Source organism: Cellulomonas pasadenensis (genome assembly GCF_047229365.1).
Classification (GTDB): Bacteria; Actinomycetota; Actinomycetes; order Actinomycetales; family Cellulomonadaceae; genus Cellulomonas.
In genome coordinates, this window is sequence record NZ_JBFTEP010000023.1 from 21,820 (window position 1) to 37,216 (window position 15,397).

General features: G+C 75.2%; 13 protein-coding genes and 1 riboswitch. Of the genes, 2 read left to right on the forward strand and 11 right to left on the reverse strand.

Annotated elements, in window-relative coordinates:
• Positions 1-2 precede the first annotated feature (2 nt).
• On the reverse strand, positions 3-1,100 hold the full coding sequence (locus tag AB6N23_RS05335) for a thiamine ABC transporter substrate-binding protein (protein ID WP_412865057.1): 1,098 nt from the start codon (positions 1,098-1,100) through the stop codon (positions 3-5).
• Between the two features lie 75 nt (positions 1,101-1,175).
• Positions 1,176-1,298, reverse strand: a riboswitch (TPP riboswitch).
• A gap of 160 nt (positions 1,299-1,458) precedes the next feature.
• On the opposite strand from AB6N23_RS05335, the gene AB6N23_RS05340 reads away from it, so the two are divergent.
• Positions 1,459-1,713, forward strand: a complete 255-nt coding sequence (locus tag AB6N23_RS05340; protein WP_412865058.1) for a DUF4235 domain-containing protein — start codon at positions 1,459-1,461, stop codon at positions 1,711-1,713.
• Between the two features lie 93 nt (positions 1,714-1,806).
• On the opposite strand, the gene AB6N23_RS05345 is transcribed toward AB6N23_RS05340, so the two are convergent.
• The 8 genes from AB6N23_RS05345 to AB6N23_RS05380 all read right to left on the reverse strand — a co-directional run bounded on the left by AB6N23_RS05345 (position 1,807) and on the right by AB6N23_RS05380 (position 10,977).
• The gene (locus AB6N23_RS05345) at positions 1,807-3,372 is read right to left on the reverse strand and encodes a SulP family inorganic anion transporter (protein ID WP_412865069.1); all 1,566 of its coding nucleotides are present in this window, start codon (positions 3,370-3,372) and stop codon (positions 1,807-1,809) included.
• A 171-nt stretch (positions 3,373-3,543) separates the two neighbouring features.
• Positions 3,544-4,044, reverse strand: a complete 501-nt coding sequence (gene mnhG, locus AB6N23_RS05350; protein WP_412865059.1) for a monovalent cation/H(+) antiporter subunit G — start codon at positions 4,042-4,044, stop codon at positions 3,544-3,546.
• A gap of 43 nt (positions 4,045-4,087) precedes the next feature.
• Entirely contained in the window at positions 4,088-4,537 is a 450-nt protein-coding gene (locus AB6N23_RS05355; protein WP_412865060.1) for an MrpF/PhaF family protein, read from the reverse strand.
• Positions 4,534-5,121, reverse strand: coding sequence for a Na+/H+ antiporter subunit E (locus tag AB6N23_RS05360; protein WP_412865061.1), 588 nt, complete (start codon positions 5,119-5,121; stop codon positions 4,534-4,536). The genes AB6N23_RS05355 and AB6N23_RS05360 overlap by 4 nt, the downstream gene beginning before the upstream one ends.
• Complete coding sequence (locus AB6N23_RS05365; protein WP_412865062.1) at positions 5,118-6,701, reverse strand: Na+/H+ antiporter subunit D; 1,584 nt, start codon at positions 6,699-6,701, stop codon at positions 5,118-5,120. The genes AB6N23_RS05360 and AB6N23_RS05365 overlap by 4 nt, the downstream gene beginning before the upstream one ends.
• Complete coding sequence (locus tag AB6N23_RS05370; RefSeq protein WP_412865070.1) at positions 6,698-7,252, reverse strand: Na(+)/H(+) antiporter subunit C; 555 nt, start codon at positions 7,250-7,252, stop codon at positions 6,698-6,700. The genes AB6N23_RS05365 and AB6N23_RS05370 overlap by 4 nt, the downstream gene beginning before the upstream one ends.
• 5 nt (positions 7,253-7,257) lie before the next feature.
• The gene (locus tag AB6N23_RS05375; RefSeq protein ID WP_412865063.1) at positions 7,258-10,395 is read right to left on the reverse strand and encodes a Na+/H+ antiporter subunit A; all 3,138 of its coding nucleotides are present in this window, start codon (positions 10,393-10,395) and stop codon (positions 7,258-7,260) included.
• A 294-nt stretch (positions 10,396-10,689) separates the two neighbouring features.
• Entirely contained in the window at positions 10,690-10,977 is a 288-nt protein-coding gene (locus AB6N23_RS05380) for a hypothetical protein (protein ID WP_412865064.1), read from the reverse strand.
• Between the two features lie 214 nt (positions 10,978-11,191).
• On the opposite strand from AB6N23_RS05380, the gene AB6N23_RS05385 reads away from it, so the two are divergent.
• A complete protein-coding gene (locus AB6N23_RS05385; RefSeq protein WP_412865065.1) occupies positions 11,192-13,516 on the forward strand; it encodes a (Fe-S)-binding protein in 2,325 nt (774 codons plus the stop codon).
• 31 nt (positions 13,517-13,547) lie between these two features.
• On the opposite strand, the gene AB6N23_RS05390 is transcribed toward AB6N23_RS05385, so the two are convergent.
• Complete coding sequence (locus AB6N23_RS05390) at positions 13,548-14,411, reverse strand: ABC transporter permease (protein WP_412865066.1); 864 nt, start codon at positions 14,409-14,411, stop codon at positions 13,548-13,550.
• A complete protein-coding gene (locus tag AB6N23_RS05395) occupies positions 14,408-15,136 on the reverse strand; it encodes an ABC transporter ATP-binding protein (RefSeq protein ID WP_412865067.1) in 729 nt (242 codons plus the stop codon). Before AB6N23_RS05395 ends, AB6N23_RS05390 begins: the two co-directional genes overlap by 4 nt.
• Positions 15,137-15,397: the final 261 nt, after the last annotated feature.

A 15,397-nucleotide genomic window follows, 5' to 3' on the forward strand; every position in this document is an offset into this window, starting at 1 on the left:
CGTCAGCCCACGACCGTGTCGGACCACTGCGTCAGCCACTCCTCGCGGTGCGCGTCGATGTCCGCGGCCGGGACCTCGAACGGCTCCTCGGCCAGCGGCGCCCACCGCGCCCACTCCTCCGGCAGCTCCACGGCCGAGCTCACCGGGTAGACGTACATCGACGTCGGGATGTCGGCCTGCACCGCGTCGGAGAGCAGGAAGTCGATCAGCTGCGCCGCGCCCTCCGGGTTCTCGGCGCCCGCGAGCACGCCCGCGTACTCCACCTGGCGGAAGCACGTGTCGAGCAGCGCGCGGGTCGTCGGCTCCGTGCCACCCTCGGGGACCGTGAACGGCGGGGACGACGCGTACGACAGGACGACCGGGCGGGGCCCGTCGCCGCCGCCGGCGGTGAAGTCGGTGTAGTAGGCCTCCTCCCAGCCGCTCGCGACCTTGAGCCCGTTGTCGCGCAGGCCTGCCCAGTACCCCGTCCAGCCGTCCTCGCCGTACGCGCCGACGGTGGCGAGCAGGAAGGCCAGGCCGGGCGAGGACGTCACGGGGTCCGGCACGACGACGAGGTCCCGGTACGCCGGGTCGAGGAGGCTCTCGAGCGTCGTCGGCTCGGGGACGCCCTGCGCCGCGAACCACGTCGAGTCGACGTTCATGCAGACGTCCGAGTAGTCGATCGCGGTCAGCGCGCCCTCGTCGTCACCCTCGACGGCGTAGGCGGCGGCGTCCTCGGCGGCGGGCGCCGTGACCTCGGCGGGGACGACGACCCCCTCGTCGAGCGCGCGCGTCGCGAACGTGGTGTCGAGGCCGTAGACGACGTCGCCGAGCGGCGCGTCCTTGGTGAGCACGAGCTGGTTCGCGAGCGCGCCGGCATCGGCCTGCTGCACCACCTCGACGGTCAGGCCCGACTCCTCCTCGAACTGCTCGAGCAGCCCCTCGGCGAGGGCGAACGACTCGTGCGTCACGAGCGTGACCGTGCCGGCGTCGGCGCTGCCGCTCGGGCCGCCGGACGCGTCGTCGGCGCCGCCGCCGACCGCCGAGCAGGCGGTCAGCGCGAGGGCCGCGACACCGGTGAGGGCGAGGGCGCGGGCACCGGTACGGGTGCGGGGGGTCATGTGGTCGTGTCCTCCGTCGTCGTGCGGAGGGGTCCCCGCCGACGCACGCACCCGCGGGCACGCACGACCGGCGGGGAAAGAGCTAGCCCGACTCCCTACGCCGGTGTGAGCCGGATCAGGTTCGAGGGTCTGCGGTGGTCCGCACTCTCAGCGTCCAGCGCGTCCTCGCGGACGCCCGACGCTCCCCTGTCGTTCACGGCGATCCTAGACCCGCGCGCCGACGTCCCCGGACACGCGTCCGACCCGCGCGCCCGCGGCCGGTGCGGCGGGTCCCGGAGCCCACCGGACTGCGGACCGCGCCGCACCCCGTTAGCGTCGTGCCGGCACCGCAACACGGCGTACGACCTGGGAGGACGCGTTGGGCGACAACGACAAGTCGGTGGTGGCGAAGCTCGTCGGGATGGGCGTGACGCTGGGCGCCGCGTGGGTGGCCCACAAGGTCATCGACGCGGCGTGGGAGAAGACGCGCGGGCACAAGCCCCCGGCGCCGGACTCCACGGACGACGACATCAACTTCTCCGAGGTCGCCGCGGCGGCCGTGATCACGGGCGCGCTCGTGGCGCTCTCGCGCGTCCTGGCGACCCGCGGCGCGGCCAAGCTCATCGCGCGCTGACCCGTCCCGCCCCGGCGGCCGGCGAGGTCGCGGGCTCGGCGCGAGGTCGCGGGCTCGGGGCCGCGACCTCGCGGCGTGCGGGGCGTGCGTGGGTCAGTGGCCCGCGTCCAGGCGGCCCGCCAGGCGGTCCAGGCGGGCCGCGCTGTCCGCGTTCACGCCGACGAACGCGACCTCCGTCCCGCGGGCGGCGTAGCGCTGCCGGATCGCGTCGAGCGCGGCGACCGTCGAGGCGTCCCACACGTGCGCCCGGGACAGGTCGACGACGACGCGCGCCGGGTCGCCCGCATAGTCGAACCGGTGCACCAGGTCGTTCGACGACGCGAAGAACAGCGCGCCCTCGACGGCGTACACGCGCTCCCCGTCGTCGTCGGACGCGTCGAGCCGCGTGACCGTCGTCAGGTGCGCGACGCGCCGCGCGAACAGCACCGTCGCGACGAGCACGCCCACGCCCACGCCGTACGCGAGATTGTGCGTCGCCACGGTCACCGCGACGGTCGCGAGCATCACCGCGGTCTCGGACAGCGGCATGCGGCGCAGCGTGCGCAGCGAGTGCCAGTCGAACGTCCCGACGGCGACCATGACCATCACGGCGACCAGCGCGGCCATCGGCATGATCGCCACGACGTCGCCGAGGCCCACGCACAGCACGAGCAGGAAGGCGCCCGCGAGGAAGGTCGAGATGCGGGTCCGCGCCCGCGACACCTTCACGTTGATCATCGTCTGGCCGATCATCGCGCAGCCGCCCATGCCCCCGAAGCACCCCGTGACGACGTTCGCGACGCCCTGCCCCCAGGCCTCGCGGGTCTTGTCGGAGTGCGTGTCGGTGACCTCGTCGACGAGCTTCGCCGTCATGAGCGACTCGAGCAGCCCGACCACGGCCATCGCCAGCGCGTACGGGAGCACGATCCGCAGCGTCTCGAGCGTGAACGGCACGTCCGGCACGAGCAGCGACGGCAGGCTCTCGGGCAGCGCCCCCTCGTCCCCGACGGTCGGCACCGCGATGCCCGCGGCGACGACCAGGACGGTCAGCAGCACGATGGCGACCAGGGGCGCCGGGACGACGGTCGTGAACCGCGGCAGCACCACCATGATCGCGATCCCCGCCGCGACGAGCGGGTAGACGACCCACGGCACGTCCACCAGGTGCGTGAGCTGCGACGTGAAGATGAGGATCGCCAGCGCGTTGACGAAGCCGACCATCACCGAGCGCGGGATGAACCGCATGAGCCGCGCGACGCCCGCGAGCCCGAGGACGACCTGCAGGACACCCGCGAGCACCACCGTGGCGAGGAGGTGGTCGACGCCGTGCTCGCGGACCACGGGGGCGACGACCAGCGCCACGGCCCCCGTCGCGGCGGAGATCATCGCCGGCCGCCCGCCGACGACCGCGATCGTGACCGCCATGGTGAACGACGCGAACAGCCCGACCCGCGGGTCCACGCCCGCGATGATCGAGAACGCGATCGCCTCGGGGATGAGCGCGAGCGCGACGACCAGGCCGGCGAGCACCTCGGTGCGCAGGCGCGCCGGCGAGCGCAGCGCGGAGCGGACGGACCACGCGACGTCCGCCTCGGGTGCACCGTCGACCGGGACCGCGACGGGCGCGGGGTCGGCCGGCGGGTGGGTCGGCGCAAGCGGTGCGGCGGGGCCACCGCGCACGGCGCGGCGCGCGTCGAGGGACGCGTCGCCGGCCGTGTCGCGGGGCGTGTCGGGGTGGTCGACGCCGGGCGCGTCGGTGGGGCCGTCGGTGGGCACGCGTGGTCCGTCCGTTCGTGGAGCTGCGGCGGCGTCCGGCCGCGGCGCGGGGCCGCGCGGGACGTCGCTCGGGTGTCAGGCGGAGGGGCGCCCCTCGGGCGCGGACCGGCCGGGGGCGTCGGGGCGGTCCGGGGCGTCGGAGGCGTCGGCGACGGGCTCGTCGGCGCCGAGCTCGTCGCCCGCGCTCGCGTCGGCGCCGAGCTCGTCGGCGGTGCGCGCGTCGGCGGCCTGCAGGTCGCGGGTGAGCTCGTCGACGACGAGCAGGTCGTGGCGGACCTTGCCGGTGCGGTAGCCGGCGCGGCCGACCATGTGCGCGGCGACGGGCGCGGTGAGCATCTGGAAGATCACCACGAGGACGAGCGCCCACACGGCGCCGCCCTCCCGCAGGCGCAGCGCCAGGCCGACGAGCACGAGCACGAGCCCGAGCGTCTGCGGCTTGGTGCCGGCGTGCATGCGCGACAGCAGGTCGGGGAAGCGCAGCACGCCGACCCCGGCGGCGAGGACGAAGAACGCCCCGCCCAGCAGGCAGACGACCGACACGACGTCGGCCAGGAGCGTCCAGTGCTCGGCGGTCATGCGGCCCTCCCCCCGTGCGTCGTGCGTACGTGCGTGCGTGCGGTCATCGGACCTCGTCCTCGGCGCCGCCGCCGTGGTGCTCGGCGTCCGGCGCGTCCTCGACGGTGTCCGCCGTGCTCTCCGGCACGTGCCTGCGGCGACGCGCCTCCTCCTCCTCGACCTCGCGCCGGCGGCGTTCGGCCTCCTCGGCGGCGACCTCCTCGCGGGTGCGCACGCGCCCCTCGCCCTCGGGCTCGACGGAGGCGAACCGCGCGATCGTCACCGAGCCGACGAAGCCGACGAGCGACAGGACGACGAGCACGGGCACGACGTCGGCGCGGCGCTGGACGGCCGCGTACAGGGCGACCGCCGCGACCGTGGCGGTGACGACGATGTCGAGCGCGACCGTGCGGTCGAGCATCGACGGACCCTTCTCGGCCCGGACGACCGCGAAGCCGGCGCCCACCGTCAGCAGGACGGCGCACACGACGACCGTCACGTCGATCGCCGTCATCGCGTCACCTCCGTCGGTGCGGGCCGCCGGCGGGCGCCGCCCGGGGTGAGGCCCGCCTCGGCGAGCTCGGCGTCCGACGCGAGCGCCCGCAGGATCCGCTCCTCCTGGTCGAGGACCGACTGGCGCGCGGCCTCGACGCCGCCGGACGTCTCGACGTCCAGCACGTGGACGTAGAGCCGGCCGGTGAGGCGGTGCGCCTCGACGATGAGCGAGCCGGGCACGAGCGAGACGAGCTCACCGGTCAGTGTCAGGTAGAGGTCGGAGTGGCTGCGCAGCTGCACGCAGATGACGGCGCCGCGCGGCGTGCCGCGGGGGCGCAGCGCCACGAGGCTGACCTCGAACGACGCGCGCACCAGGTCGGCGAGGAACCGGCCGACGAGCACGGCCAGCGCGCGGGGCCGCACGCGCCCGTGGAAGTCGATCGGCGTCATGCGCAGGCCGGCGGTGACGAGCACGCCGAGCAGCACGCCGTTCACGATGTTGCCCGGGCGCGCGTCGCCCCACAGCAGCACCCAGACGACGGTGAGCCACAGGACGGTGGGCCACTGGGTGCGGAGCGAGGCGCGGCGGGGGTGCAGGCTCACGGCTCGACCTCCACGGCGGCGTCGGACCCGGACTCGTCGTCGGTCTCGGCGACGTCGGCCGACTCGCCCTCGCCGCGCAGGCCGTCCGGCAGGACCGCCTCGATGTACGGGGTCCGGTCGATGAGCGTCGTCGCGGCCCGCTCGGTGTAGGCGTACAGCGGCCCCGCGACGACGGTGAGCGCGAGGCTGACGCCGACGAGCGCGCCCGCGGGGACGATCATCGACGCGGGCATCGTGGCGCCCGGCAGCTCCTCCGGCGGCGTCTGCCAGAACGCCTTGTTCCACGCCTTGACCAGCGCGTACAGCGTCAGCAGCGACGTCACGACGGACCCCACGACCAGCGCGTACGCCAGCGGCGTGCCGACCTCCACGCCGGCCTCGATGAGGCCCACCTTGCCGAGGAAGCCCGACATGGGCGGGATCCCCGCGAGGTTCATCGCCGGCACGAAGAACAGGACCGCCAGCACGGGCGCGAGCTTCGCGAGCCCGCCGAGCCGGTCGAGCGACGTCGTCCCGCCGTACCGCTCGACGAGCCCGACGACGAGGAACAGCGCCGTCTGCACGGTGATGTGGTGGACGACGTAGTAGATCGCCGCGGTCCAGCCGGTCTCGGTGCCGAGCGCGATGCCGAACACCATGTACCCGATGTGGCTGACGAGCGTGAACGAGAGCAGGCGCTTGACGTCGTCCTGCGCGACCGCCCCCAGGATGCCGACGACCATCGTGGCGAGCGCCAGCCACAGCAGGACGTCGTCGACCCGGCCCTCCGGGAACAGCAGGCTCTGCGTGCGGATGATCGCGTAGACGCCGACCTTGGTGAGCAGGCCCGCGAACACCGCGGTGACGGGCGCGGGCGCGGTCGGGTACGAGTCCGGCAGCCACGCCGAGAGCGGGAACACGGCGGCCTTGATGCCGAACGCGAGCAGCAGCAGGACCTGCAGCACGAGCCGGACGCCGGGGTCGATCTCCGGCAGGCGGATCGCGAGCTGCGCCAGGTTCACCGTGCCGGTCGCGGCGTAGATGCCGCCGATCGCGACGAGGAAGAGCAGCGAGGACAGGATCGCGACGACCACGTAGACCGTGCCCGCGCGGATGCGCTCGCCCGTGCCGCTCAGCGTGATGAGCACGTACGACGCCGCCAGCAGGATCTCGAAGCCGACGTAGATGTTGAACAGGTCGCCCGAGAGGAACGCGTTCGCGACGCCCGCCGACAGCACCAGGTACGTCGGGTGGTAGATCGAGATCGGCGCCTGGCCCTCGCCGTCCTGCTGCCCCTGCGCGAGCGAGTAGAGCAGGACGCAGAGCGTCACCGCGGACGACACCGTGAGCATGAGCGCCGAGAGGCGGTCGACGACGAGGTCGATGCCGACGGGGGCGGCCCACCCGCCGACGTCGACCACCACGGGACCGCCGTCGGCGAGCACGAGCAGGCCGGCCGACACCGCCAGCACGAGCGACAGCACGGCGACCGTGACGATCCGCTGCAGGCGCGGCCGGCGCGCGAGCGCCAGCGTGAGCCCCGCGCCGGAGAGCGGCAGCACCACGGGCAGCGGGACGAGCCAGCTCCAGTCGCCCGTCATCGCGTCACCTCCTCCGTGCGTCCGCGTCCGTCGTCGTCGGGGTGCGCCCCCTCCTCGTGCCGGGAGCCGTGGTCGACGCCCGAGGCCGTGCCCGGGCCGCCCTCGTCCGTCTCGTCCCGCGTGCTCGCGGCCTCCTCGTCGAGCGACTCGCCGTCGCCCTCGGTGTCCGCGTCCTCGAAGGCGCGTTCGTCGCGCGCGGCGAGCCGGGCGATGCGTCGGTCCTCGACGTCGTCCTGCACCTCGTCGTGGCGGTGCAGCTGCCACGACCGGTACGCCATCGCCAGCAGGAACGCCGTGAGGCCGAGCGTGATGACGATCGCCGTGAGGACGAGCGCCTGCGGCAGCGGGTCCGACATCTCGCCCTCGGGCGTGACGCCGATGAGGGGCGGGCCCCCCGCGGCGCCCCCGGCGACGAGGATGAGCAGGTTCGTGCCGTTGCCGAGCAGCACCACGCCCAGCAGCACGCGGGTGAGGCTCCGCTCGAGCACCAGGTACACGCCCGCGGTGAACAGCGCCGCGATCGTCACGACGAGCACGAGGTTCGGGCTCATGTCGATCACGGGACCACCTCCGTGCCGCCCTGCGCCCCGCGGGGCACGGCGGCCTCCGCGGCACGGTCGGCGACCGACTCGCCGGCGTCGAGGCGCGTGAGGTCGTCACCGCCGACGACGTCGCCGGCCACGTCGTCCTCGCCCGACTCGGCGCGCCGGTCGATCTCGGCACCGAGGCTGCGCAGGATGTCCAGGACCAGGCCGACGACGACCAGGTACACGCCGATGTCGAAGAACAGGCTGGTCACGAGCTTGACCTCGCCCCACACGGGCAGCGAGAACTCCAGGATCCACGACTGCAGCACGGTGCCGCCGAACACGAGCGCGCCCAGGCCGACGCCGGCCGAGAGGAACAGGCCGAGGCCCAGGAGCACGCCCGGCTGCACGGGCGCGGCCTCGCCGAGCTCGTAGCGTCCGCCCGCGAGGTACCGCACGGCGAGCGCGATGCCCGTGACCAGGCCCGCGGCGAACCCGCCGCCGGGCTGGTTGTGCCCGCTGAACAGCAGGTACACCGAGTACACGATCATCGTGTGGAACAGCAGGCGCACGACGACCTCGAAGATCACCGAGCGGCGCTGGGGCGCGAGCGTCCGGCCCGCGCGCAGCCACTCCCGTGCCCGCGACCCCGTGCCGACGGCACGACCGGGCGTGCCCGGCGGGCTCGGCTCGGCGGCCTCGGGCGACGCCACCGACGCCGCCGGGCGGCGCAGCGCGGCCATCGGGTCGGGCAGGCCGCCCCACACCGCGCGGTCGGCGGGCGCGTCCCGCTCACGGAAGATGCGCCCGGACCGTGCCGAGAGGAAGACGAGCGACGCGACGCCGGTCGCCGCGACGAGCAGCACCGAGATCTCGCCCATCGTGTCCCAGGCGCGGATGTCGACGAGCGTCACGTTGACGATGTTCTTGCCGCCGCCGAACTCGTACGCCTCCGCGGCGAAGTCCTCGGACACGGGTGCGTGCACGCGCGCCGACGGGGCGACCAGCGCGATGCCGGCGACCGTCAGGCCGACCGCGAGGCCGAGCGCGAGCCGCACGTACCGGGACACCGCGAGGGGGCGGTCGGAGAAGTACGGGGGCAGGCGGCGCAGCACGAGCACGAAGACGACGAGGGTGACCGTCTCGACGAGCACCTGCGTGAGTGCGAGGTCCGGCGCGCCGTGCAGCAGGAACAGGCCGGCGACGGCGTAGCCGCCGACACCGAGCAGGATGACGGCCTTGAGGCGGCGGCGGGCGCGCGCGGTGAGGACCGCCGACGTGATGACCACCGCGGCGAACACGGCCTGCGCGGCGTAGTCCCACGGGCGCACGGCGTCCGGCCACGACGTCCCCGACACCAGGGTCGCCCCCACGGCCACCACCCACGTGACGAGGATGATGCCGAGGTAGACCGGCAGCGAGCCGCGCTGCGTGAGCGCCGTGACGTCGGCCGCGAGGTCGTCGAGGCGGCGCATCGAGCGGCGGTAGACGCGGTCCGCCTCGACCACCGCCGGCACCCGCTGCTGCCACCGCTCGACGCGGTCGCGCGCGACGAACAGCAGCGCACCGACCCCGAGGATGCCCACGGTGAGCCAGAAGGCCGGTGTGATCCCGGCCCAGAGCACGAGGTGCCCCGGCTCGCCGTGCGGGTACGTCGACGCGTGCGGCAGCAGCAGCTCCTCCCCGAGCCCCGGCAGCAGCGCGACGAGCACGCCCAGCACCGCCAGCACGAGCGCGGGCCACACCAGCAGCATCGAGGGGTGCGTGATCTGCGCCGGCGTCGACGACTCGTGCCCCCCGTCGGCGAGCGACGTCGTCGTCGTGCCGCCCGCGCCGTCGTCCGTCTGCGCCTTGGTGAGCACCGCGGGCTTGGTCGCGAACGCGCCCCACCACAGCCGGAGCCCGTACGCGACGGTGAGGGCGGAGCCCACGACCACCGCACCGAGCACGACCCAGCCGAGCGGGTCGCCCTCCGCGTGCAGCAGCGCCTCGAGCCCGGCCTCCTTGGCGACGTACCCGGCGAAGGGCGGCAGGCCGATCATCGACGCGGTGGCGAGCGCGCCGGCGGCGGCCGTCCACGGCAGCTCCCGCCCGACGCCGGACAGACGGCGCAGGTCGCGCGTGCCGCACGCGGCGTCGACGACGCCGACGACGAGGAACAGCGCGGCCTTGAACATGGCGTGCGCACCGAGCATGGCGAGGCCGGCGAGCGCCGCGCCCTGCGTGCCCTGCCCGACGAGCAGCACGATGAGGCCGAGCTGGCTCACCGTGCCGAACGCGAGTACCAGCTTGAGGTCGTGCTGCCGCAGCGCGCGGTAGCCGCCGACGAGCAGCGTGCCGCCGCCCAGCAGCACGACCGACCACTGCCACACGGGCTGGTCGGCGTACGCGGGGGCGAAGCGCGCCACGAGGTACACACCGGCCTTCACCATCGCCGCGGCGTGCAGGTACGCGCTGACCGGCGTGGGCGCGGCCATCGCGGCCGGCAGCCAGAAGTGGAACGGGATGAGCGCCGACTTCGTGACGGCGCCGGCCAGCAGGCACGCGACCGCGGCCACGACGAGCCCGCCCTCGCGCGGCGGGTCGGCCAGCAGCCCGGAGAGCGAGTACGTGCCGGCCTGCTCGCCGAGCAGCACCACGCCGACGAGCATCGCCAGGCCGCCCGCGGTGGTCACGACGATCGCCTGCATCGCCGCCCGGCGGCTCGCCTTGCGGTCCGCGTAGTGGCCGATGAGCAGGTACGACGTCACCGTCGTCAGCTCCCAGAACACGAACAGCAGCAGCATGTCGTCGGCCGTGACCAGCCCGAGCATCGAGCCCGCGAAGGCCGTGAACACGCCCGCGAAGCGACCGAGACCCGACGCCGTCGACTTGAAGTACGCCGAGCAGTACACGAGGACCAGCGCCCCGACACCGCCCACGACGACCGTCATCAGCCACGACAGCGTGTCGAGACGGAACGCGAGCTCGAGCCCGAGCGTCGGGATCCACTCGACCACCTCGACGGCGCCGCGGCCGTCGCGCACGGCGGCGGTCTGCGCCAGCGCCCAGGCGGCGGCGGACGCCGGCACGAGGGCCAGCAGCAGGAACGCCTTGCGTCCCAGCCAGGAGACGAGCGCGGGCGCGACGAGGGCCGCTGCGAGGTGCACGGTCAGCAGCAGCAGCAACGTCCGGCTCTCCGTCCTGGTCGGGGGCGGTGGTCGGGGTGGTGCGATGTGGCCCGGCCGGGGCGGCGTCGGGAGGCGCGCGCCCCGGGGCCGTCCGTGGGGAGCCGGCGGCCGGGTGTCGAAGGTGCGGCCATGCACGGCGACGCGGGAGCGTCGTCGAGATGGGCAAGGGGGACGTCACCACTCTACCAAGCGATCGTCGAGCACTCGTCGTGACGCCGACGGCGACCCGCCACGGCACCATGCCGACCCGGCACGGTCGAGGGCGACGGCACGCCGCTGCGGCGGCGCGTGTCAGACCTCGATCGGGTCGCCCAGCAGGACCATGCCGGGCGGGAACTGGCCGTCCATGACCGTCTCGACCTGCCGTCGGGCCTCGTCGGCGTCCGCGGCGCGCACACGCAGCTCGATCGTCGTCGGGCCGGGGTCAGGACGACCCGCGCCCTCCTCGCCGTCGTCGTGCAGGCCGTCCGGCATCTCGGCGGTGAGGCCGGCGGTGCGCAGCCGATCGAGGAACGTGTCCCCGTCCCGCTTGGCCGTGTCGAGGTCGGGGAACGTGACGGGGATGACGAAGGTGTCCATGCCGTCCATGCTGCGCGCACCCGTGGCGTCGGCAAGCGGGCGCCGGGATGCCGGTGGACGAGGTCGCCGTCGCGCGGGCTGTGGGCGGGTGGAGCGGTCGTGCGGGCCGCCCGTCGCGCCGTCGAGCCGCCCACAGCCCTGCGGGACGCGGCACCCGTGCACCTGGGCCGGACGGCCGGGTCCCCCGTCGTCGGCGGCCGTTAGCGTGAGCCGGGTGAGCCCCCTGCAGCTGGTGTGCGTCCTGCTGGCGTCGGTCGCCACCGTCGTCGGCATCGCCGCGTTCGTGCGCGGCGTCGTGGTGATCGTGCGGACGGTGCGCACCGGGCGTGCCGCGCCCGGGCGGTCGGGGCCGGTGGGCGTGCGGCTGCGCACGCTGGTGCGCGAGGTGGTCGGGCACGGGCGCTTCCGGCAGCGACCGGCCGTGCGGGCCGCGCACTGGGTCGTCATGGTGTCGTTCCCGGTCCTGGTCGTCACGCTGCTGACGGGGTACGGGCAGCTGGCGGACCCGCGCTACGGGCTGCCGGTGCTCGGGCACTGGCCGCCGCTCGAGTGGGCGGTCGAGGCGTTCGCGTGGCTGGGTCTCGTGGGCATCGCCTACCTGACGTCGGTCCGGCTACGCGCGCGGCCGCGCCCCGCGGTGCCGGTGACGACGGGGGCCGAGGCGGGCGACGCGGCCGTGGCGCACGCCGGCGGCGTGCCGCAGCCCGCGACGGAGCAGCAGCGGCGGTCGCGCTTCTTCCGGTCGAACATGCGCTGGGCGTACGTCGTCGAGGCGACGATCTGGCTCGTCGTGCTCGCGGTGCTGGTGCTGCGCGGCCTCGAGTACGCGCTCGGCGTGCAGGACCGCGAGCCGTGGGCGACGGCCCTGCACTTCCCGCTGACCGCGTGGTTCGGCGCGGCGTGGACGGGGACGCCGGCGGCGACGCTCGAGGCGGCGGTGCTCGTGGTCGCGACCGTGAAGATCCTCGTCTCGATGGGCTGGTTCGTGTTCGTCGGGCTCTCGCCGACGGCCGGCATCGCGTGGCACCGGTTCCTCGCCGTGGTCAACGTGTACGCGCGCCGCGAGCCGGACGGCGCGCCGGCGCTCGGCCCGCTCGCGCCGCTGCGCGGTCCCGACGGGGAGCCGCTCGACCTCACCGCCGCCGAGGACCTGCCCGACGACGTCCGCCTGGGCGCGGGCGCCGTCGAGGACCTCACGTGGAAGCAGCTGCTCGACACGTCGACGTGCACCGAGTGCGGCCGCTGCCAGGAGCAGTGCCCCGCGTGGGCCACCGGCAAGCCGCTCAACCCCAAGCTCGTCATGACCGCGCTGCGCGACCACGCCGCGGCGACCGCGCCCTACGTGACCGCGGCGCGCGCGGCGGGGGCCGCACCCGAGGCGGCGGCCGACCCCCACCTCGGCGTCGACCTCGTCGGCGCGGGCGTCATCGACCCCGACGTCCTGTGGTCCTGCACGACCTGCGGCGCCTGCGTGCAGCAGTGCCCGGTCGACATCGAGCACGTCGACACCCTCGTCGACATCCGGCGGTACCAGGTGCTCATGGAGTCGGCGTTCCCCGCGGAGCTCGGCGGCACGTTCACCAAGCTGGAGCGGCGCGGGAACCCGTGGGGCCTGCCGGCGCGGCAGCGGCTCGACTGGGCGAAGGGCCTGCCGTTCGACGTCCCCGTGGTCGGCGTCGACGTCGAGTCGGCCGCGGAGGTCGACTACCTGTTCTGGGTGGGGTGCGCCGGCGCGTTCGAGGACCGCGCGAAGCGGACGACCCGCGCGGTGGCGGAGCTGCTGCACGTCGCGGGCGTCTCGTTCGCGGTGCTCGGCGACGGCGAGACCTGCACCGGCGACCCCGCCCGCCGCGCCGGCAACGAGCTGCTCTACCAGATGCTCGCGAGCCAGAACGTCGAGACGCTCACCGAGGCCGGCGCGCAGCGCGTCGTCGTCACGTGCGCGCACTGCTTCAACACCCTCTCGCGCGAGTACCCCGCGATGGGCGGCCGGTTCGACGTCGTCCACCACACCCAGCTGCTCGACCGGCTCGTCGGCGAGGGGCGGCTCCGCTTCGCCCCCGGCACCGGGGACGACGGCACGGGCGCGACCGTGACCTACCACGACCCCTGCTACCTGGGCCGGCACAACCAGGTGTACGCGCCGCCGCGCGACCTCGTCGCCGCGATCCCCGGCATGACGCTCGCGGAGATGCCGCGCCGCGAGGACACGTCGTTCTGCTGCGGCGCCGGCGGTGCCCGGATGTGGATGGAGGAGAGCCTCGGCGAGCGGATCGGCACCGTGCGCGCGGCCGAGGCGGTCGCCACCGGCGCGGACGCGATCGCGACCGCCTGCCCGTTCTGCACGGTCATGCTGAGCGACGGCGTCGCGGCCACGGCCCGGGCGGCCGACGCGGGCGCGCCGGCCGCGGCCCCGGCCGCGGGCGACCCGCGCGGGACCACGGCGCCGGGGCCGGCGGTCGCCCGCCCCGGCGTGCCCGAGGTCGCCGACATCGCGGTGCTGCTGCTCGACCGGGTGGCGGGCCGCCCGTCTGCCTGACCGGGCGACCGCCGGTCCGGCGAGCGGGCGGTCACGCGCGGCGGGTGACCGCCTCCCGGCGCGCGGCGAGCACCGCGACGACCCCGAGCAGCACCGCGCTACCCAGCACCCAGGCCAGGTGCACCGCCACCGGCTGCGTCGCCGCCCCGGTGAACGCCACGACGTCGTCCGCCGGCATGACGAGCCCGTACGCGAGCTGGCCGAAGTGGAACGTCGGCAGGTACGGCGCGACGTCGCTCATCACGGCGGGCAGCTCGGACAGCGGCATGAAGAACCCGGACGCGAACGCCAGCGGCAGGAACAGCAGGTTCGCGACGACCGTCGCTGCCCGCGGCCGCGCCAGGAACGCGATCGCGAAACCCAGCGTGCTGAACAGCAGCACCCCGGCGGTCATGAACGCCCCGAACGCCAGCCACCGGCCCGCGTCGAGCCGGACCCCGCCGGCGGTCGCGGCGAGCAGCCCCGTGCTGAGCACGATGAGCACGGCGTGCACCGCCGCGGTGAGCGACGTCCCGGACAGGTACACGCCCGTCGGGAACGGCGTCGCCCGCAGCGTGCGGAGCCACCCGCGGCCGCGGTCCTTGGCGACGTTCTCCCCGAACGTGAAGAGCGCGAGCGAGACGACCCCGTAGGCGGTGAGGGAGACGAGCATCGCCAGCCCGATCCGGGTGCCGCCAGGCAGGGTCGACGACGCGTTCGGCAGCCCGAACATCGCGTAGAGCAGCACCGGCACGGCCACGGCACCGACCGCGAACTCCGCGTCGCGGAACGACGAGCGCAGGCCGACGACGACGGTCCGGGCCAGCAGCCCGGTGACGCCCCCGGTGCGACGCGTGCCGGCGTGCTGCGTGCCGGGCCGCGGCGAGCCCGGGGTCGTGCGTGCGGTGGTGGTCATCGGTCCTCTCCGTCCGGTCCGGCGCTCGTGCGCTCCTGCGTGAGGGTGAGGAAGACCTCCTCGAGGTCGTCCCGCCCGTGGTGGGTGAGGGCGTCGGGGGTGGCGTCGGCGCGCACCCGGCCGTCGGCGACGACGACGACGCGGTCCGCGACGCCCTGCGCCTCGAGCAGGTCGTGCGTGGCGAACACGACGGTCGCGCCGTCGGCGACGCTCTCGCGGGCCCGGTCCCAGAAGGCGCGGCGGGACGCCACGTCCATCGCGGCCGTCGGCTCGTCGAGCAGCAGCAGGTCGGGCGCGCCGACCAGCGCCGTCGCCAGCAGCAGCCGCTGGCGCTCGCCGCCGGACAGGGCCGTGACGACCTTGTCGGCGTGCCGGGTCAGCGCGGTGCGCGCCAGCACGTCGTCGGTCGGGTACGCCCGCGGGTACGCGCGGCCCACGAGCCCGACGAGCTCGCGCACGGTGACCTGGTCCGGCAGACCGGCGCCCTGCAGCATCGCGCCGACCCGCCCCCGCCGCGCCCCCGGTCGCCCGCCGAGCACCCGGACGCTCCCCCGCGTCGGTCGCACGAGCCCCAGCAGCACCTCGAACGTCGTCGTCTTGCCCGCGCCGTTGGGCCCGAGCACCGCGACCAGCTCCCCCTCCTCGACCCGCAGGTCGAGCCCGTCGAGCGCCGGGACGCCCGCGTACTCCTTGTGCACGCCCTCCAGCTCCAGCACCGCGCCCACGGCCGGCCCCTTCCCTCGTCCGCCCGCCCACCCCGTGCGGGTGCCGGTGCGACGTCCTCGACGCTAGGGACGGCCGGGTGCCGCGCGGACGTGCCGGGGGTCACCGATCCGGACCGTGACCTCCGGCACTCCCGGGGCCCGGCACCCCCGCGCTACGGTCGCCGGGTGGACGCCGTGCGGAGGGGCACGCCGGCGGGCGAGGGAGCGGCGGCCGAGGGGCCGGACCCGGGCCCGCCAGCCGCCGCGGCGCACGCCACACCC